This is a genomic window from Novosphingobium sp. FSW06-99 (genome assembly GCF_001519065.1).
GTDB lineage: Bacteria > Pseudomonadota > Alphaproteobacteria > Sphingomonadales > Sphingomonadaceae > Novosphingobium.
On sequence record NZ_KQ954253.1, the window covers coordinates 91,523 to 110,132 of the forward strand.

At 61.2% G+C, this 18,610-nt stretch carries 18 protein-coding genes; 8 read left to right on the forward strand and 10 right to left on the reverse strand.

Going from position 1 to position 18,610, the window contains the following annotated elements; translation table 11 throughout:
- Nucleotides 1–163: 163 nt before the first annotated feature.
- Nucleotides 164–1,648 (forward strand): aldehyde dehydrogenase, encoded by a 1,485-nt coding sequence (locus tag AQZ49_RS05275; protein ID WP_067613710.1) that lies wholly within the window; start codon nucleotides 164–166, stop codon nucleotides 1,646–1,648.
- A complete protein-coding gene (locus AQZ49_RS05280; RefSeq protein ID WP_067613712.1) occupies nucleotides 1,645–3,252 on the forward strand; it encodes a GMC family oxidoreductase in 1,608 nt (535 codons plus the stop codon). The genes AQZ49_RS05275 and AQZ49_RS05280 overlap by 4 nt, the downstream gene beginning before the upstream one ends.
- A gap of 83 nt (nucleotides 3,253–3,335) precedes the next feature.
- Here AQZ49_RS05280 and AQZ49_RS05285 read toward each other — a convergent pair whose 3' ends face one another.
- From AQZ49_RS05285 to AQZ49_RS05315, 7 genes are all read right to left on the reverse strand, one after another.
- Nucleotides 3,336–4,328, reverse strand: coding sequence for a glutathione S-transferase family protein (locus AQZ49_RS05285; protein WP_067613714.1), 993 nt, complete (start codon nucleotides 4,326–4,328; stop codon nucleotides 3,336–3,338).
- Between the two features lie 47 nt (nucleotides 4,329–4,375).
- Nucleotides 4,376–4,612 carry a CDGSH iron-sulfur domain-containing protein gene (locus AQZ49_RS05290; protein WP_067613716.1) on the reverse strand — a complete coding sequence of 79 codons (237 nt, stop codon included), beginning with the start codon at nucleotides 4,610–4,612 and terminating at the stop codon, nucleotides 4,376–4,378.
- An 83-nt stretch (nucleotides 4,613–4,695) separates the two neighbouring features.
- On the reverse strand, nucleotides 4,696–5,781 hold the full coding sequence (locus AQZ49_RS05295; RefSeq protein WP_067613718.1) for a maleylacetate reductase: 1,086 nt from the start codon (nucleotides 5,779–5,781) through the stop codon (nucleotides 4,696–4,698).
- A gap of 80 nt (nucleotides 5,782–5,861) precedes the next feature.
- A complete protein-coding gene (locus AQZ49_RS05300; RefSeq protein WP_304438450.1) occupies nucleotides 5,862–6,908 on the reverse strand; it encodes a ring-cleaving dioxygenase in 1,047 nt (348 codons plus the stop codon).
- Between the two features lie 107 nt (nucleotides 6,909–7,015).
- Nucleotides 7,016–7,666, reverse strand: a complete 651-nt coding sequence (locus AQZ49_RS05305; protein WP_231738881.1) for a glutathione S-transferase C-terminal domain-containing protein — start codon at nucleotides 7,664–7,666, stop codon at nucleotides 7,016–7,018.
- Nucleotides 7,667–7,686: 20 nt separating this feature from the next.
- On the reverse strand, nucleotides 7,687–8,601 hold the full coding sequence (locus AQZ49_RS05310) for a LysR family transcriptional regulator (protein ID WP_067613722.1): 915 nt from the start codon (nucleotides 8,599–8,601) through the stop codon (nucleotides 7,687–7,689).
- A gap of 65 nt (nucleotides 8,602–8,666) precedes the next feature.
- On the reverse strand, nucleotides 8,667–9,884 hold the full coding sequence (locus AQZ49_RS05315) for an FAD-dependent oxidoreductase (protein ID WP_067613724.1): 1,218 nt from the start codon (nucleotides 9,882–9,884) through the stop codon (nucleotides 8,667–8,669).
- A gap of 167 nt (nucleotides 9,885–10,051) precedes the next feature.
- Between AQZ49_RS05315 and AQZ49_RS05320 the strand changes: the two genes are divergently transcribed.
- A complete protein-coding gene (locus AQZ49_RS05320; RefSeq protein WP_067613726.1) occupies nucleotides 10,052–10,975 on the forward strand; it encodes a LysR family transcriptional regulator in 924 nt (307 codons plus the stop codon).
- Between the two features lie 154 nt (nucleotides 10,976–11,129).
- Here AQZ49_RS05320 and AQZ49_RS05325 read toward each other — a convergent pair whose 3' ends face one another.
- The gene (locus AQZ49_RS05325; protein ID WP_082701529.1) at nucleotides 11,130–12,047 is read right to left on the reverse strand and encodes a LysR family transcriptional regulator; all 918 of its coding nucleotides are present in this window, start codon (nucleotides 12,045–12,047) and stop codon (nucleotides 11,130–11,132) included.
- A gap of 348 nt (nucleotides 12,048–12,395) precedes the next feature.
- Here AQZ49_RS05325 and AQZ49_RS05335 point away from each other — a divergent pair, with 348 nt between their 5' ends.
- The 5 genes from AQZ49_RS05335 to folB all read left to right on the forward strand — a co-directional run bounded on the left by AQZ49_RS05335 (nucleotide 12,396) and on the right by folB (nucleotide 17,029).
- Entirely contained in the window at nucleotides 12,396–13,790 is a 1,395-nt protein-coding gene (locus AQZ49_RS05335) for a vanillate/3-O-methylgallate O-demethylase (protein ID WP_067613732.1), read from the forward strand.
- Nucleotides 13,791–13,920: 130 nt separating this feature from the next.
- Entirely contained in the window at nucleotides 13,921–14,811 is an 891-nt protein-coding gene (locus AQZ49_RS05340) for a methylenetetrahydrofolate reductase (RefSeq protein WP_067614239.1), read from the forward strand.
- Between the two features lie 65 nt (nucleotides 14,812–14,876).
- Complete coding sequence (gene purU / locus AQZ49_RS05345; RefSeq protein WP_067613734.1) at nucleotides 14,877–15,731, forward strand: formyltetrahydrofolate deformylase; 855 nt, start codon at nucleotides 14,877–14,879, stop codon at nucleotides 15,729–15,731.
- 16 nt (nucleotides 15,732–15,747) lie between these two features.
- The gene (locus AQZ49_RS05350; RefSeq protein WP_369819089.1) at nucleotides 15,748–16,599 is read left to right on the forward strand and encodes a bifunctional 5,10-methylenetetrahydrofolate dehydrogenase/5,10-methenyltetrahydrofolate cyclohydrolase; all 852 of its coding nucleotides are present in this window, start codon (nucleotides 15,748–15,750) and stop codon (nucleotides 16,597–16,599) included.
- A 1-nt stretch (nucleotide 16,600) separates the two neighbouring features.
- Nucleotides 16,601–17,029 carry a dihydroneopterin aldolase gene (folB, locus tag AQZ49_RS05355; protein ID WP_197410935.1) on the forward strand — a complete coding sequence of 143 codons (429 nt, stop codon included), beginning with the start codon at nucleotides 16,601–16,603 and terminating at the stop codon, nucleotides 17,027–17,029.
- 67 nt (nucleotides 17,030–17,096) lie between these two features.
- Here folB and AQZ49_RS05360 read toward each other — a convergent pair whose 3' ends face one another.
- Both AQZ49_RS05360 and AQZ49_RS05365 read right to left on the reverse strand, forming a co-directional pair.
- A complete protein-coding gene (locus AQZ49_RS05360) occupies nucleotides 17,097–17,483 on the reverse strand; it encodes an MAPEG family protein (RefSeq protein WP_067614241.1) in 387 nt (128 codons plus the stop codon).
- A gap of 300 nt (nucleotides 17,484–17,783) precedes the next feature.
- On the reverse strand, nucleotides 17,784–18,254 hold the full coding sequence (locus AQZ49_RS05365; RefSeq protein WP_067613738.1) for a nuclear transport factor 2 family protein: 471 nt from the start codon (nucleotides 18,252–18,254) through the stop codon (nucleotides 17,784–17,786).
- Nucleotides 18,255–18,610: the final 356 nt, after the last annotated feature.

Consider the following 18,610-nt stretch of genomic DNA (forward strand, 5'->3'; position numbering starts at 1 on the left):
CGGCAACAGCAAGAAGCCAAATAGTCATTATCAGGATTTTTTGCCGCCCATCATTGCCGCACAGCGCACGCATTGCGCGCATCATTCCATCACTACCCGAACCCTTGGTTCACCCTTGTCGGGGAAAGCTGCCTGCTTTCCCCCTTAATCCAGAGGTATCTGCATGACCGATCGATCCCGGGACGTGATCGCGGATCTTGGCGCCACCTTGCGGGGCGGTTTTTACATAGACGGGGACTGGGCCCGGCCGTTGGGCAATGACCGGACCGAACTGGTCTGTCCGGTCGACGCCAAGGCCTGGATCGATGCGCCCCTGGCCAGCCACGCCGACATCGATCGCGCAACCGCGGCGGCCCGCAAGGCCTTCGATACAGGACCATGGCCGACATTGTCTGCAAGTGATCGCGCGCATCTGTTGCGGCGGTTTGCCGTTGAAATCGAACACCGCGAACCCTTGCTGGCGCGCCTGTGGACTGCGCAAGTCGGCGCCCCGATCAGCTTTGCCGGCATGTTTGTGCCGACGGCACGCGCCATGCTCGGGTATTATGCGGATCTGCTCGAAACCTATCAATTTGAAGACCGGCGTCCAACCTGGAGCGGCGAGGCGCGAGTCATGCGCGAGCCCATTGGTCCGGCCGCGCTCATCACGCCATGGAATGCGACCCTTCCCATCCTGTTCTACAAGCTTGCCGCCGCGCTTGCCGCCGGATGCACGGTGGTGATCAAATCTTCCCCCGAAACCCCCTTTGATGCGCTCGTGGTCGCCGAATGCGCCCATGCCGCAGGTTTCCCGCCCGGCGTCATCAATGTGATAACCGCCGATCGTACTGGCGGGGCCCATCTGGTGGCCTCTCCCGACATCGACAAAGTCAGCTTCACCGGCAGCACCGCTGGCGGCAAGGCGGTCGGACGCGCCTGCCTCGATCGCATGGCGCGCTTCACCCTGGAACTCGGCGGCAAATCGGCGGCGATCTTCCTCGATGACGCTGATCTTGGTCAGACATTGCCTGCGATCGCACCGTTCACCATGCCATTCTCCGGGCAGATCTGCTTTGCCCAGACCCGCATCATCGCACCCCGGTCGCGCGTCGAAGAGATCATTGCGGCCTATGGCGCGGCCATCGCGACACTGGTGGTCGGCGATCCCTGGGAACCGACCACCCAGTTGGGACCGGTATCGAGCGCAACCCAGATGACGCGGGCGCTGGCCCATATCGCCAAGGCAAAAGTCGATGGTGCGCGTCTGGTGACGGGTGGCACGCGTCTGGACAATTTCGGCGCGGGCTATTTCATCGCGCCAACCGTCTTTGCCGATGTCACACCCGACATGGCCATCGCGCGCGAAGAAGTGTTCGGCCCGGTGGTGGTTGTGCAGGCCTATGACAGCGAAGACGAGGCCGTGGCGCTCGCCAATCATTCCGATTTCGGCCTCAGCGGCAGTATCCTGACTGCCGATCCCGAACGCGGCTACCGACTGGCCCGGCGCATCCGAACCGGGAATATCGGGGTCAACGCACTCCAAATGGCCCCGAACGTGCCCTTTGGCGGCTACAAGCAATCGGGGCTTGGCCGAGAAGGCGGCCCCGAAGGTCTGGCCGCATTTCTCGAAACCAAAGCCATCTACATGCCTGGTGCGAACGCCGTATGACCGACATCCAATACTTCGACTATATCGTGATCGGCGGCGGCAGTTCCGGTTGCGTCGCCGCGGCTCGCCTGGTCCAGGATCTCGGTGCGAAAGTCCTCCTGCTCGAAGCCGGTCCGCCCGACAACAGTCCCTTGATCCGCATGCCGGCCGGCAGCTTCAAGATCCTGTTCAGCAAAAGCCCGTTCATCAAACGCTATGCATCGATTGATCAGCCCGCACTCGGCGGCCGCTCGATCGACGTTCCGCAAGGCACGGTGATCGGCGGTGGCAGTTCGGTCAATGTGATGGCCTATACCCGTGGCGCCCGGTCGGACTACGATGGCTGGGACAGGACGATGGGTGGCGGCAGCGGTTGGGACTGGAACTCGCTGCTGCCCTATTTCAGACGCCAGGAAGGCAACCAGCGGCTCGACAACGCGGCGCACGGCGGTGACGGTCCGCTCAAGGTTCGCGATCCGGGCTATATCGTACCGGCCGCGCATCTGTTCCTGCGCACGATGCAGCGCCTTGGCCTGCCGTTCCGCGACGATTTCAACGCGGGCGAACTGGCCGGGGCCGGTTTTATCCAGACCACGATCAACGGCAAAGTTCGTTGCAGCGCGGCCGATGCTTTCCTGCGTCCGGTAGCAAAGGACCTGCGTCTTACAATCGCAACCGGCGCAACCGCCCAGCGGATCCGCTTTGCAGGCAACCGAGCGATCGGCGTCGACTATCTGGTGGCCGGAAAACTGTGCCGCGCCAACGCCAACGCCGAAGTCATCGTGGCCGCAGGGACGTTCGCCACGCCAAAGCTGCTGATGCTGTCCGGCGTCGGGCCCCGCGAAGATCTGCGCAAGTTCGACATTCCGGTCATCGCCGACCTGGCAGGCGTCGGCCAAAATCTGCAAGACCACAACATCACCTTCCTCACTGCGCCGACGCGCGGGTCGTTCGGCTATTTCGGTGAAGACAAGGGTGCAAAAATGCTGCGCAACATAATGCGCTACGTTCTTTTCGGCGATGGCCCGATCGCCTCCAACGGCGCGGAAACAATGGCGTTTGTCAACCTTGCCGACCCGCACGCGGATCCCGATATTCAGCTCTATTGTCTCGGCGTAATGTGGCCTGCACTCGACATCAGGGAACAGCGCGCCGGGATCACGCTCATGGCCAACCTGGTGCGGCCGCGGTCGCGCGGATCGGTGCGGTTGCGATCGGCCGATCCTGCCGATGATCCGCTGGTCGACCTCAACTGGCTGAGCCATCCCGACGATGGAGCACGCCTGTTGCGTGCCTTGCGCTATCTGCGCGAAATCGCCGCCACCCGTCCGCTGAGCGCCATTGTCGCGCAGGAACGCCTGCCCGGTGCCCAACTGCAATCCGATGAAGACCTGCTCGATTACATCCGGCGTACGACGGAGAGCAATTATCATCCTGTCGGCACCTGCCGGATGGGACCCGATGGCGATCCGGGTGCCGTGCTCGATGCCAGGCTCAGAGTGCGCGGCGTTGACGGCCTGCGGGTCATCGATGCGTCGATGATGCCGACGATCATCTCTTCGAACACCAACGCGACCGTCATGGCCGTAGCGGACCGTGCAGTGGATCTGATCGCAGCAGGCTGACCATGCGTTGTGCCGACGCGTCAGCGGCAGGTTCGGCGATCATCCATAGTGCTGCCAGCTATCCCGCGGGCCACCTCGTCGGGTCAGGCCCCCTGGTCGGTTCGGTGGGCCCGACCATGGGGTGCGTCGAATGCCAGCAGCGGCCCGACCGGCACGATGCGCGTCGGATTTATGCTTTCATGGCTTTGGTAATAGTGTCGTTTGATGTGATCAAAATTGACCGTCTCGCGTACGCCGGGCCACTGAAAAAGCTCGCGCGTATAGGCCCACAGGTTCGGATAGTCCGATAGGCACCTGAGGTTGCACTTGAAGTGGCCGACATATACCGGGTCAAACCGTACGAGCGTTGTAAACAGCCGCCAATCCGCCTCGGTGATGCGATCGCCGCACAGATAGCGTTGCGCCCCCAGAAGGCTTTCGAGACGATCGAGCGTGGCGAACAGGGGCGCAACCGCCTCCTCATAGGCTGCCTGACTCGTGGCGAACCCCGCCTTGTAGACGCCGTTGTTGACGCTGTCGTACACCTCTGCGTTGATCCGATCGATGTCCGCCCTGAGCGGAACCGGATAATAGTCGCCGTCCTTTGTGCCCAACGCGTCGAAAGCTGCGTTCATCATCCGGATTATGTCCGCAGATTCGTTCGAAACGATGGCGGCGGTGTGCGTGTCCCACAACACCGGCACCGTCACGCGCCCGGTATAGTCGGCGACGGCTGCCTTGTAGATCTGGTGCAGGCGTCGGGCACCGTTGACGGGATCGGCCACGACGCCGGGGCCGTCTTCGAATGTCCAGCCTTCCGACCCCATGTACCAATGCACGACCGAAACTGGGATGATCTCGGTCAGGCCTTTCAGCGCGCGAAAAATCAGCGTTCGGTGCGCCCAGGGACAGGCCAGCGAAACATATAGGTGATAGCGGCCAGGTTCTGCCCTGAAGCCGCCGACACCGGTCGGGCCCGCCTCCCCGTCTGGTGTCACCCAGTTGCGGAATTGACTTTCGGACCGGACAAAACGGCCACCGGACGCCGTGGTATCGTACCAGCGATCGTGCCACTGGCCCTCAATCATCACGCCCAAAACCGGTTCCTTCCTTGTCGCGCATGGCCAAACAGCCAGAAAACCCGTTATAGGGCCTGGTGCGACCCATCGCAAAGCGGCGCGTTCTTGCTGTGCTTGCACGCGCAGAGATAGGCGGTTGCGCTGACCGTCGGCGTGTAGGGCTTCGGGCCGAAAGTCGAACCCGCATGGCTGCCGTCGCAAAATGGCTGATTGGCGCTTTGGCCACAGGCACACCAGTAGATCGTCTTGCCCGCTTCAAGGGCGACGGGAACAGGTGCCTTTTGTGCGATTTTCGGTTCCATAGATTTGCTCCATCGGGTGTTTTCCGCGGCCTGCGGAGGGTTTTTTGCCAAACGAGCGATAGTCCGCGAACGCGCCAGGGCACTCAGGATGGTGCAGCGGCAACCGCTTCGACAAGCGACAGTGGCGGCAGCCCCGCATAGGCGCGTTGCAAAAGGTGCTTGATGCCGTCGACAGTGATCGGCCGGGGGTTTGGGTAGGGATTGCGGGTCGCCAGCTCCGCCGCCCTGGCGATGCCTTCAAATGGCAGCCCGAGGTTTGCCAGCGCCATTTCCGCACCAAGCCCCTTGGCAAGGGTGAAAATGGCGGTGGCAGGATCGGCACCGCCAAGCGCCCGACGGGCACGCTCCATCGCTTCAGGCGCAGCCGGCGCGTTATAGGCGATTGCGTGCGGCAACACAGCGGTATGGGTTTGCGCGTGCGGCATGTCGAACGTGCCGCCAAGGGTGTGACAAAGCTTGTGATGGAGTGCGATGCTGGCCGCACCGAGCACGGTTCCGGCCAGCCAAGAGCCATAGAGCGCATCGGATCGGGCGGCTGCATCGTCGGGTGTCGACTTGATGATCGGCAGGCTTCGGGCAAGCACCCGGATCCCTTCTTCCGCCATCAGCGAGATGATCGGATTGCCGTCAAATGCATAGAGAGCCTCCACGCAATGCGCGATCGCGTTGAGCCCGCTTGCCACCGACAGCGCCGGAGGCAGCGAAAGCGTAAGATCGGGATCATAGATAACGGTGCGCGGCAGCACACGATTGTCACGGCCGGTCGTCTTGATGCCGTCCTCGGTCAGCCCCCAGATCGGGGTAACTTCCGATCCTGCATAGGTCGTCGGGATAACCACGGACGGCAGCCCGTTGCGCAACGACAGGGCCTTGGCGAGCCCGATCGTCGAGCCGCCCCCGATTGCGACGGTACAGTCCGCATCGCATTGGCTGGCGAACGCAGCCGCCGCCTCTGCGGTCGCCACCGGGACATGCATGACGGCCCTGTCAAACAGACCGGCGGCCCCCGCCCCGAGTGCCGCCAGCAGCCGTTCCCCCTCGCCGCGCTGTTCGGGCGTGGTAAGGACCAGCGCCCGCGCGCCAACTTTGCCTGCTTCTTCGGCGATTTTCGCGATCGAACCTGCGCCAAAGATGATCCGATAGGGATGTGGCGCGTACAGAAAATGCATGTCAGGGGATCCTCATTGGCCGCTTGTCGATCGGCTGTCGGTCGAAGGGGGCGCCGATGCCGACGCCCCGCATCGGACGATCAGACCGCGATCGGGTCGTCTTCCATCGCCTGCTGAATGAGGTCCTTCCTGTCGTCGAACTGCGGAGAAACCTTGAGGTCGGTGCCTAGCGTGGCTTCCGGTTCGTCATGCGTGAAACCGAGGCTGTGCGTCGCCTCGAACATCACCCCGCCAGGCGTGCGGACATAGATCGATTCGAAATAACCACGATTTTTGCGATCGGAAAAATCGGTGAACCCCATGCCTTCGGTCTCGAATTTGAGCTCGGCCTGCACATCCATATCGGGCACCGCAAAAGCCCCGTGGTGAATGATGCCTTCGGAGATGGTCCAGCTACCCTGGCGCTTGCCTGGCTCATGGAGAATGTCGATCAGCTTTCCCGCGCCGTCATCGCCTTGTACCGCATAGCGGTACATGTCGCCTTCCTGGCCGATCTTCTCGAAATTCCAGGCGTTGTTCATGAACCAGTCCATGTCCTCGATCTCGTTGACCGAGGCGGTCCAACTGTGAAAGCCGCGCACGGCATGCTCGGCCGGGACATAGTCCGAAACCCACGGCACCCGCGTGTCACGGCCATCCTCGACCACCTCGAAAGCGATACCGCAATCGGGATGTTCGAAACCGACAAAAGCCTGGCCAAATCGCTCGCGCGGCTCGGTGGTCGCGATGCCATGGGCCGCCAGATGCCTGACCCACCATCCGACCGAACCTTTGGGGATCGAATAGGAAACGGTGGTAAACTGGTTCGCGCCCCGGCGACCCTTTATGCCGGTACGCCGGGTCGGGAACGTCGTCATCACGGTTCCCGGCGTTCCAAGCTGGTCTGCAAAATAGAGATGATAGATCGGGATGCTGCCGTCATAGAACAGCGTTCGCTTCACGAAGCGTTGTCCCATCACTTTCACGAAAAAATCGATATCACCTTGTGCGGTACCTGTACAAAGCGTGATGTGATGAAGGCCGGTAATGCGCTTATGGCTCATTTTATCTCTCCCTATTCGTATAAATCGAATGGATAAATTGACGGCAATGGCGAAAAATGTCTGGATACCGCTTGACGTATGCAAACTGACTATTTTTCAACAAGTGGCCTTCAATCTATCATCGGCAGAGATTTTGACGATCCAACAAGGCGAATATTGAGTATTCGGAATCCGGATGATGCCCGAGGCATTCAACCTTGGGCGATGGTGATGGACAAACCCTCGGCCGCCATCGCGCTGGAGATCGCGGGGCGCTCCGCCAGGCGCGCCAGCATCGCGTCGAGATTGGGCCTCGCGTCGAGTTTCCCGGCGAGCATCGGCCGTCGCATCCACAGCAGAAACACAAACAGGTAGACATCGACCAGGCTGAAGGTTTCACCCAAAGCGTAAGGCCCCCGGCCGATCCGGGCGTCGAGCAGTCCCAGCGTCCGGTTCAGTGAAGTGAGCCCGATTGCCGCGACATCCGCCTGCCCGGCCGCGCTGGACGCCAGCCGTCCGGGCCGGAACAGGGGCCGAAATGCGACGTGAACGGTGCTGGACAACAGCGCCATCCATTCGAGCGCCCTGATCCGCGCAAAGCTGCCCGGCGGTGGCAGCAACCCGCGTTCGGGCGCCAGATCCGCAACAAAGCTCAAGATGGCGATATTCTCGGTCAGGATCTGGTCGTCGATCACCAAGGCCGGCACGCGGCCCCAACGATTTTTGGCAAGATAGGCCTCGCTTTCATTCGCTGCACTGGCGAGGTCTATTTTTTCAATCTCGAAAGCCAGTCCAGCTTCAAGCAGCGCCGCATGGGCCGCCAACGAGCATGAACCCGGGTTGTAATAGAGCTTGAGCACCATGTTTCCTCCAAGTGGCTGGTTCAGCCTTCGATCTGGCGCAGACGGGCGATCGTCGAACGAAGCCAGATATTTCCGGGCTCGCGGTCATACCGCTCGTGCCAATATTGCTTTACCGTGAAACCGGGCAGTTGGACGGGGGGCTTGACGGTCCGCGCCGCATCGGCATTGACGATGCTGGCAACCCGCGACGGCACGGTCAGGATAAGGTCCGCGCGTTCGGCAATGTGCGCACTCAACAGGAAATTTTCCGATACGACACGAACCTGGCTCTCGCCGATGATCCCGAGGATCGTCTTTTCGACGACTTCGTGGATGTGTCCCAATCTACGTCCGTCAACGAGGATATGCTGCGCGCGCTTGTACGCGTCGAGCGTGAGTTCGCCGTCCGCGATAAGGGCATGCGGCACGACACAGACATAGCTTTCGGTAAACAGGGCCTGCTCGCGAATCCCCGTGAAGAGCGTGGGAAAGCTGCCGATCGCAATATCCACCTCACCGGCTTCAAGCTGCGCAACAAGCCGGTTGCCCCCTAGCGAGACGGCGGTGAACCGCACTTTGGGTGCAGTCCGCGCCGCCCATTGTTCCAGCCGCGGCATCGTCAGCAAATGACCGACATCCGACGCGGCGATGAGGAAATTCCGCCGCGATTCCGCGGGATCGAAAGTCGGGTTGGCAACCAGCCGGGTGCGATAAATTTCAAGAGTCGCCGAAACACCCGAAGCGGCAGACAGCGCAACCGACGTTGGCTCCAGACCGTGGCGCGTGCGCACAAACAGCGGATTGTCGAAATGCCGTCTAAGATGTTGCAGGTGTCGACTTATCGTCGGCTGCGGCATGTCCAGCGCCTCACCGGCCTGCGTCACACTTTTGAGACGCATGATCGCCTCGAACACGGTGAGGTGCAAAAACGACAGAGACAGCCCTTTCACGGTCATTCCTGATTTCCCCGCGAAACGCCAGACAAACTGCGACGGCCCGTCCGTCTGCCCGCCAGCAACGGCTATTCGATCGCCGCCACCGACCGCGCCGAATTGATCATCGAGGATTCGAGCAAGTGGCCCAAGGCCCGAACCGGATCGCGCGCAATGGCACCGAGTTCCGCCTGGGATTTTTGCCGGACCTCGGGATCGCGCTCTTCGACCATTTTCTTGTTGCGGATGCTGGCCTTCTGCACGAATTCGATATTGCTGGTACGGCGCTGGCGATCATAGCGGTCAAGCAGGCCGTCATCGGCACGGCCATGCCAGACTTCCGCCAGTTTCTCGGCAAGATTGGCAGCATCCTGAACGCCGCTGTTCAGACCAAAACCACCCAGCGGATTGTTGATATGCGCGGCATCGCCGACCAGCATCACCCGCCCTTTGCGGAACTGTGCCGCAACGCGCTGGTGCACGCGGTAGATCCCGCAATAGCGAACGTGCAGCGTTTCGGCACCCGAAATGACATCCACGAGCCGTTCCTGAACGCTGGCCGGATCGAGCACTTGTTCGTCGGTCAGGCCCGGATCCGTGGGATAGGTCACGCGCCAGTTGGGCGCACCCTGTTCGTCCTCAAGGCGAAGGACCACCGCCCAGCGATCGGGATCGGTCACGTAATTGGTGAACGCAAATCCGTATGCCCCCAGATCATCGGCCAGATTGGTCACGACGAAGCGCTCGGGCCAGGTGAAGCCCTCGAATTCGATCTCCGCCGCCTTGCGAACGGCGCTCCTCGCGCCATCGGCGCCGACCAGCCAGCGTCCGCTGAATTCCCCGGCGGCGCCGGCATCGTCCTCGCACGTCACCACGACGCCGTCCTGATGCTCTGCATATCCGGTAACCCGCACGCCGAACCGCACTTGCGCCAAGGGTTCACGCGCAAGCGCCGCCAGCAGGATCGGCACGACTTTCTGCTGACCCAGGTGAAAGCGGTACGGATAGGCGGTATGATCCTTGAGTATGCCCAGATCGAATTCGGCAATTATGCCACCATCGCGATTGCGGATCTGCCAGACCGGAATTTTGAGGCCGATCGCCATAAGGTCATCCAGCACGCCGAGCCCTTCAAGCACTTCCAGCGTCGGCGGATGGAACGCCGCGCCGCGCGGATCCTGAATGGGCTTTGTTTCGGCTTCAAGCACGAGCACCGGCACACCTTTGCGGACAAGGGCAAGCGCGGTGATCAGTCCGACCGGCCCGCCGCCGACGACAATGGTGCGGTTTTCAATCTGCAGTCCCAACTGGCCTCTCCAATTCATTTTGGCGATGACTTGACGCCCGTAGCGCCGCCAGATTCGAGATTTGCCCAGAGTTTCTGCGAATGCCACACCGCAAAACAGATGGCCTCAATTCGAATTCCGGATTACGCTTGCTTGCGGTCCATACGTCGACCGGGCAGGAGGCACCCTTGATCAAATTGGCCGACATAAGCCTGGCCGAGCTTCAGGTGTTCGATGCCGTCTACCGATTCCGCAGCGTCATCGAGGCCAGCCGCGCCCTGGATATCCCCCAGCCAACCGTGAGCCGCTGGCTCGCCAAGCTGCGCGCGCACTTTGGCGATCCGCTGTTCGTGCGCACCTCCTCGGGGATGGAACCAACCACAGCCGCAGACGCGATGGTTGGATCGGTCCGCGACATTCTGCAGATCTATCGCGACCGCCTGATCGGGGAACGCGCCTTCGAACCATCGACGACCCAACGCAACTTTACCATCGCGGCATCGGATTTTGGCCAATTGACGGTGCTGCCAGCCCTTGACACCTGGGCCGAGCACACGGCCCCGTCGGCACGGTTTACGGGCGTCCCGCTCGGGCGGGACAGCCTGCCCGAAGGCCTTGAAACCGGCGAGATCGACGTGGCGGTCGGTGGTTTTCCAGGCCTGTCCGCAGGCATTATCGAACAGACACTCTATGACGACGAATATGTCTGCACGATGCGCCAGGGGCATCCCCTGGTGGCCACCCCCACCTCGATCGAGCGGTTTCAGCAGGCGCGCCATGTGGTCATCAGCGCACGCAACGCAGGCCATGTCCACCAACAGGTGGAGGAAAAGATCCTGGCCATCGTTCCGCCGGGCAATGTCCGCCTGATGTCCTACAGCTTTTCGCTCGCCCCAATGCTGATTGGAGACAGTGATCACGTCCTCACCGTGCCGCGCCGCGTCGCGGAATTGTTCAAGGTCCAATTGAACCTCGTGACGATGCCTCCGCCAATCGATCTGCCGCGTTTCCAGGTCAAGCAATACTGGCACGAACGGTGCCAGCACGACCCCGGACACCGCTGGCTGCGGCAAGGCATTGCAAAGCTGCTGGCCAGCGGCGCGCGCGCCTGATTACACGAGGCGCTGTTTCGAAACAGACTCTCAGTGTCTTAATTGGGAACGGCCCGACCCCCAACCTGTCCACCCATAAGCACGATGGTCGGGTGGGGCGAGCGGCCGGGGTCGACTTCGAAATGCGCTCTTTCGCGCGTTTCGGGTCAGACTCTTACAAATTCGGGCGGTTCTGGCTCATCGATGCAACCAGAGACCGCAACCACACCAGCCGTTCGCCGTTGTCAAAACGGCGATGCCAAAGCTGTTTGATCTGCCGCGGCGGAATGTCAAACGGCACCGGCAACAGGCACAGCGGGTAGTGTTCGGCAAAACGCCGGGCCAGCGGCTTGGCGATGGTTGCAACAAAGTCCGACTGGGCGACCAGTGCGGGAACATTCACATAATGAGAAACGGTCAGCACAACATTGCGTTCGATCTCCTGCCGGGCGAGCGCTGATTCGACAATGTCGTGATGGCGGCTCTGCTGCTCGACCGCGATGTGCCGGGCGCCGCGATATTGGTCGAGCGTGATCCCGTCGGCGAATTGTGGATGACCGGCACGAACGACCACGCTGGTTTCGTGTGCGAACAGCACCTGCTGCTTGAACCCCGATGTCGTCAGATCGGGAAAATACCCCACTGCGAGGTCGATTTCACCCGCATCCATCGCGTCGGCCAGGATCTCCGGATTGCACGAGACCGCTTTCACGCGTGCGTAAGGGGCAAGTTCGGCAAAGCGTTGCATAAGGCTTGGCAGGAATTCGAGTTCGCCGATATCGGACAAACCGATCGTAAAGGTATCGCGGCTGGTTGCCGCATCGAACCCCGATCGCGCCAGGATATCATGCCGGATCAACCGCAACACGTTGCTGACAGGCTCGCGCAGCGACATTGCCAGCGGCGTCGCATTCATGGTTCCATGCGATCGAACGAACAATTCGTCACTGAACACATCGCGAAGCTTCGCCAGAGAGGCGCTGACAGTTGGCTGGCTCAGTTGCAGCCGTTGCGCAGCACGGGTGATCGTCGGCTCGTCCAGCAAAGCATCCAGCACGAACAACAGATTCAGATCGAGACGACGCAACTCCACGCTATTTCCTTTCGCCTCCCGGCAGCCGATCTTGTTGTCAGCCTTGCGTCTTATTGAGCCTTTGGGCGCATCCCCAAGGGCTCTGAATTATATAACCCCTGATAGTCACTATTCCCAAAGCTTTGTGGAGCGCGGGTCACCCCCGGTCTATCCCTGCGATGCATGATCGATGCCGTTGGCCGAACGCCCCACGAGAGTGAGCAGGATGAGGACATACGCAGATCCTGGTGAGTTTTGACAGCGACATTCTGGAAGCAGTCGCGGCCCAAAGCCATCGGATTGTCCCCACACCGCGACGATCGCCGCGCTGGACGAGATCAGAAAAAATTTGGGTAACAGGAGAGTCGAATGAGCGTGCGGAGCCTGGAAGACAAGATCGTTGCAGCAGGCGGCGATCCGTTGGAAATGATGCGGCAATCCCAAATCGGAGCCTACGTCTTCCCCTTGCCCGGAGAATTCACCAACTGGCGCGACGAACAGCACTCCTGGCGCGAAACCGCCGTTCTGTTCGACCAATCGCACCACATGACAGATCTCTATGTCGAAGGCCCCGATGCGCTTCGGCTGTTGTCGGACATTGGTGTTAACAGCTTCAAGAATTTTGTACCCAATCGCGCAAAGCAATATGTCGCCTGCAATTATGACGGGCAGATGATCGGCGATTGCATCTGTTTCTACCTTGCCGAAAACAAGGTCCTGCTGATCGGCCGCCCGACGGTACAGAACTGGGTCGAATTTCACGCCAAGACCGGCAAATATGACGTGACGACGCTCAAAGATGTTCGCAATGTCGAAAACAACGGTCGTCGCCTGACCTTTCGCTATCAGGTCCAGGGGCCAAACGCCGCCGAAATCCTCGAGCGTGTGCATGGTGGCCCCCTGCCGTTGATCAAATTCTTCCACATGGGCGAGATTACCATTGCCGGTCACCCTGTCCGCGCGCTCAAGCACGGCATGTCGGGTGAGCCGGGGCTGGAGCTCTGGGGGCCTGCCGAATTCGGCCCGGAAGTCCACGCGGCGCTGATGGAGGCCGGCAAGGATCTGGGCCTGAAGGCTGCCGGCGGACGGGCCTATGCCACCAGCATGCTGGAAAACGGCTGGATCCCCTCACCCATGCCGGCGATCTACTCGGGCGAGGCAATGAAGCCCTATCGCGAATACCTTCCGGCGAAGGGCTTTGAGGCGATGGCTTCGCTCGGCGGCAGCTTTGTCTCGTCCCGCATCGAGGATTATTACCTAACGCCCTGGGACATCGGCTATGGCAATTTCGTCAAGTTCGATCATGACTTCATCGGTCGCGATGCGCTCGAGCGCCTTTCCGGGCAGCCGCACCGCAAGAAGGTGACCCTCGTGTGGAAAAACGAGGATGTCATCGCGGTGCTCGCGTCGCAGTTCAACCGGGACAAGCGGGGCAAATATCTGGAATGGCCGGCCTCGAACTATGCGACCCTGCCCTACGACAAGGTGCTCGATGCAAAGGGCGATATGGTCGGGCTGTCGACCTATTCCGGCTATAATGCGAACCTTGCCGAATGGGTTTCGCTGGCGATGGTGGACGACGCGCACGCAGCGCTGGGCACTGAAGTCACGCTCATTTGGGGCGAGGAAGACGGCGGATCATCAAAGCCCGTGGTCGAACGCCACGTCCAGATGCCCATCCGCGCCACTGTCGCGCCAGCACCGTACAACGCCACCGCGATGGGCGCGTATCGCGAGGCGATCGGCCACGCCGTGCCGGCATGAGGCCACGCCCCTGAGATGAAGGCGCCGCGCGGCTGCGGCGCCTTCCCCCTCGATGACCTTCAACCCCGGCGGTTCGACACGACGGCCGGCAGGGCGGGCGCGTGCCTGCCGCACAGATTGGACGATGCCGATGACGACTGCCACCGCAACCGCCCTGAACGCGATCTTGCCCACCCGTCGGCTGGCCGACCAGTACTCGCTCGAGATGACCGCGAAGGATACCGCCAGCCTTGCGGAAGCGGCCCCGCTCATCGCGCCTGGTACACGCATCTCGGTCACTTTTCTGCCGGGCGAAGAACCGGACGCGCGCATCGCGGCAGCGGCGATGGTGCGTCGGCTGGGCTTCGTTCCAGTGCCGCACATCTCGGCAAGGCGCCTTGGCAGTTCCGCCGAACTCGAAGCCTATCTCGAAGCCCTGATCGCACAGGCACAGGTCAACGAAGTGTTTGTCGTCGCGGGCGATCCGCCCACTCCGCTCGGCCCGTTCGAGGACGCACTGGCGGTGATCCGCAGCGGACTGCTGGCCCGGTACGGGATCGGTCATGTCGGCATTTCGGGCTACCCCGAGGGCCATCCCGAAATCGGCCATGACAAGCTGCGCAAGGCGATGCTCGACAAGCAGGCCGAACTGCATGCCCAATCGATCGACTATGCGATCATGACCCAGTTCGGCTTTGACCCGCAACCGGTGCTGCACTGGTTGGCGCAGATCCGCGCGGACGGGGTGCATGGCCAGGTTCGCGTCGGCGTGCCCGGCCCGACCTCGATCAAGACGCTGCTGCGGTTTGCCACCCGCTGTGGCGTGGGGGCATCGGCCAGCGTGCTCAAGAAATACGGGATTTCGGTGACCAGGCTGCTTGGCACGGCGGGGCCCGATCGCTTTGTCAACGCACTGGCGAACGGCCTTCAGCCCGACCTGCATGGTGATGTTGCGCTTCACTTCTATCCGTTCGGCGGCCTTACCCGTACCGCCCAGTGGGTCGCAGAGTTCGCGCAGACCGCACGTGGCGCCACCCGATGATCCACACCACCAGACCAACGCCGCAAAAACAGGCGTTCAGCCAAGCACAAGTGGAGCCGAATTCCGTGTCTGAAAGCCATGTCCTGACGTTGTCCTGCCACGATCAACCCGGCCTGGTTGCCAAAGTCAGCGGCACCTTGTTCGCGGCTGGCGGGAACATTCGCGAAGCGCAGCAGTTCGATGACCCCGAAACCGGGTATTTCTTCATGCGGACGGTTGTCGATCTGACCCGCGAACAAGCGCAAGGCTTTGCCCGGGATTTTGATGCAAGCGCGCGCGAACTGGGCATCGAATGGTCGATCCGACCGCTGTACCAGCGGCGGAAAGTGCTGATCCTGGTTTCGAAATTCGACCACTGCCTGGGCGATCTGCTCTATCGTTCGCGTATTGGCGAACTTGATATGGAGGTGGTGGGCATCGTATCCAACCATCCCAGCGACGCGCTGAACATCTCGCTGATCGGCGACATCCCCTTCCACCACCTGCCGATCACCAGGGACACCAAGCCGCATCAGGAAGCCAGGATCAAACAGATCGTAAACGAAACAGGCGCCGAACTCGTCGTGCTTGCACGCTATATGCAGATTCTGTCGGACGATCTTGCCCGTTTTCTGAGCGGGCGCTGCATCAATATCCACCACAGTTTCCTGCCGGGATTCAAGGGCGCCAAACCGTACCACCAGGCGCATGCGCGCGGTGTCAAGATGATCGGCGCGACGGCCCATTACGTGACCGCCGATCTCGATGAAGGGCCAATCATCGTGCAGGATGTCGAAGCGATCACCCATGCCGACACGCCCGATGATCTTGTGCGCAAAGGTCGCAACATCGAACAGCGCGTACTGGCGCGGGCAGTGCTCTACCACCTTCAGGACCGCATCCTGGTCAATGCAGGCAAGACTATCGTGTTCAGGGACTGAGTTTGTGGCCGATATCATGTCAGGCGCGGCGATGGCGGCCACTCTGGTCGCCTCGCTTGAAGCCGAGGTCGCACACTTCAGCGCGCGCCAGGGTTTTGCTCCGACGCTGGCGGTCGTTCTCGTCGGGTCCGACCCGGCCAGTGCAATATATGTCAGACGCAAGATCGCGCAGTGCGCAAAAGTCGGCATCCGCTCGATCGAGCACCGGTTTGACGCGACATGCACCGAACGCGTGCTGCTCGACATCATTGCCGACCTGAATGCCGATCCCCAGGTGCACGGCATTCTGGTACAACTGCCGTTGCCCGCACAGATCGACAGTCACAAAGTTCTAGACGCAATCGATCCCGCGAAAGATGTCGATGGCTTTCACCCGGTCAATGTCGGCCGTCTTTCAAGCGGGACGGGCGGCTTGCTGCCCTGCACGCCAATGGGCTGCATGATGCTGCTGGAAAGCGTGGTTGCCGATTTCAAAGGGCTGCAGGCTGTCGTTATCGGCAAATCCAATATCGTGGGCAAACCGGTTGCGCTCCTGCTGCTGGAACGCGAATGCACTGTCACCGTTACGCATATCCATACACGCGGCCTGCCGGACATTGCCCGGACCGCCGATATTCTAGTGGTGGCGGCCGGATCGCCCGGTCTGGTTCGTGGCGACTGGGTCAAACCCGGGGCCATCGTGATCGACGTCGGCATCAACCGGCAGGTTCATGACGATGGAACGGTCGCGATCCTTGGCGATGTCGCGTTTGAACAGGTTCATCATGCCGGGGCAATCACCCCGGTTCCCGGCGGTGTCGGCCCGATGACAATAGCCTGCCTACTGCTGAACACGGTCAAGGCGGCAAAGCAACAGTCGCCGGTTTGACATGGAACAGCGACGAGCGCTGGCGCACAAATCATCACCAGGCCATCAGCGCCGCATGTCGATCTGCCACATTGGGGTAAATCGCTATGAAGTCGACGCCGCTATCGGTGTGCATGACCATGAGCACGGGCGCGTTCAGCGTCTGGTTGTCGATGTGGCGATCGAGACCGATCCACCGCAGGCGGACACGTTGGCCGCCACCTTCGACTATGCCGAGATCGCGTCGATCATCGAACGGGTTGCACGCAGCCACTGCGATTTGATCGAGACCTTTGCGGCACGCGTGGCACAGGCGTGCCTGCGCGAACCGCGCAATCGCTATGTCGAAGTCAGAGTCGAAAAGCCACCTGCACTTCCCAAAGGGATGGCCTGGACATCGATCGCGGTGGCACGCGACCGATGTGGATCAGGCAACAGCGGGAAACCATGAAGCCCTGACTTGCACAGCAGCGGGTTGGAAGCGCTGCTTTGCCCGCCGATCGCCAACGGAATACCGATCAGACGAGTTGATACAGGATCAAGGCCGTACCGACGAGCCCGCCCAGATAGGCAAGCGTGCGAATTCCGATTATTCCAAGCAAGTAAGAGACTGCATGAACCAGTCTTGCCACGAAGAAGACCAGGGCACCTGCTGCGGTCATGCCGTTCGAGATACCGACAGCGTGCGCAACCAGCACCGCGATTGCGAACGGCACGAGGTTTTCAACCAGGTTGCGATGGGCCCTGAGGCCGCGACCGGCCGCACCGGTGGGCTCAGCGACCGCGTCGCGATTGCTCGACAAGCCAGCGGTGCCGACCTGTTTCTGGTAAAGCGGAAGGTAGATAAGCGGCAAGGCCAGGCAAAGTGCACCGCTTGCGGCAAGGCATGCCAATTCCGTGTTCATGATCAATTCCATCTATTGGTTGTTGGATTTGAAGGAAATTCATACTTCACGATCGGCTCGGTGGGGCTCCGGGAATTGACCGGTGGCGGCCCTGTCCATGGGCCGGGCTGTGGCTTCAAAGGCACCGGATAGACTGGCTCTGAAGGTATCAGCGCCGTGGCATCGGCTTTCCGCGCCCCTCGGGGCCAGCATCGGACCAAAGCAGGCCTGACCCCGCGAGGACCGCCATCCCCCTCGATGGCGTCGATGCGCTTTGTGGCAAGCGAAGCATGGCAGAAGACCACCTCCACCCCTTCGCCGTCAGAGCCCGAGGTCGCTGAGACCGGGATGGTCGTCGGGCCTGCGGCCAAGCGGCCAATGGAACAGACGCTCGGCGGCATCGATCGGCAGGTCATTGATTGACGCGTGGCGATGGGTCATCAAACCGTTCTCGTCGAATTGCCAGTTTTCATTGCCATAGGACCGAAACCACGATCCGGCCTCATCATGCCATTCGTAGGCAAACCGCACGGCGATGCGGTTGCCGGAAAATGCCCAGACTTCCTTGATCAGCCGGTACTCCTGTTCCCTGCGCCATTTTTCGGCGAGGAACGCGACAATCTGATCGCGTCCTTCAAGGAACGTCGCGCGATTGCGCCAGCGGCTGTCGACGCTGTATGCCAACGATACGCGACCTGGATCGCGCGAATTCCAGCCGTCTTCGGCGCCGCGCGCCTTTTGCGCGGCGCTGGCGGCATCGAACGGCGGGAAAGGGGGGCGTGCATCGGTCATTGTGCTATCTCGCGCGTGGTTTGTTCGGCCAGTCCGGGAGAGACTGTCGTTGCCGGTATCGGTTTGGTTCGATTGGCCGACCGTGCCTTTTGGTCTCAAGACGAACGACAACCGGCTTTTGCGCCAACCGCTGTTTGCAACTCCGCATTACCATACCCGTGAACGGGGCCCTTGGATACGAGTGCACAACCTTGGGTGCGATTGGCGCATTGGTGCCGGCGAGTCCTGGTTGGAATGGAGTCTAGGCGGCGTGGACAAATTCCGCAGCGCCACGGCTGGAGGCCAAAGCCGCCAGTGCGAGGAGGCGAGGTGAAGGAATATCGGCTATATTTACCTGCGGTGGCCTTCGGCTCAAG

What these genes read in the sequence shown, in the direction of transcription:
- AQZ49_RS05275 (WP_067613710.1), top strand. Translation starts at nt 164, where the DNA reads ATGACCGATCGATCCCGGGACGTGATCGCGGATCTTGGCGCCACCTTG.
- AQZ49_RS05280 (WP_067613712.1), top strand. Translation starts at nt 1,645, where the DNA reads ATGACCGACATCCAATACTTCGACTATATCGTGATCGGCGGCGGCAGT.
- AQZ49_RS05290 (WP_067613716.1), bottom strand. Translation starts at nt 4,612, where the DNA reads ATGGAACCGAAAATCGCACAAAAGGCACCTGTTCCCGTCGCCCTTGAA.
- AQZ49_RS05295 (WP_067613718.1), bottom strand. Translation starts at nt 5,781, where the DNA reads ATGCATTTTCTGTACGCGCCACATCCCTATCGGATCATCTTTGGCGCA.
- AQZ49_RS05305 (WP_231738881.1), bottom strand. Translation starts at nt 7,666, where the DNA reads ATGGTGCTCAAGCTCTATTACAACCCGGGTTCATGCTCGTTGGCGGCC.
- AQZ49_RS05310 (WP_067613722.1), bottom strand. Translation starts at nt 8,601, where the DNA reads ATGACCGTGAAAGGGCTGTCTCTGTCGTTTTTGCACCTCACCGTGTTC.
- AQZ49_RS05335 (WP_067613732.1), top strand. Translation starts at nt 12,396, where the DNA reads ATGAGCGTGCGGAGCCTGGAAGACAAGATCGTTGCAGCAGGCGGCGAT.
- AQZ49_RS05340 (WP_067614239.1), top strand. Translation starts at nt 13,921, where the DNA reads ATGACGACTGCCACCGCAACCGCCCTGAACGCGATCTTGCCCACCCGT.
- AQZ49_RS05350 (WP_369819089.1), top strand. Translation starts at nt 15,748, where the DNA reads ATGTCAGGCGCGGCGATGGCGGCCACTCTGGTCGCCTCGCTTGAAGCC.
- folB (WP_197410935.1), top strand. Translation starts at nt 16,601, where the DNA reads ATGGAACAGCGACGAGCGCTGGCGCACAAATCATCACCAGGCCATCAG.
- AQZ49_RS05360 (WP_067614241.1), bottom strand. Translation starts at nt 17,483, where the DNA reads ATGAACACGGAATTGGCATGCCTTGCCGCAAGCGGTGCACTTTGCCTG.
- AQZ49_RS05365 (WP_067613738.1), bottom strand. Translation starts at nt 18,254, where the DNA reads ATGACCGATGCACGCCCCCCTTTCCCGCCGTTCGATGCCGCCAGCGCC.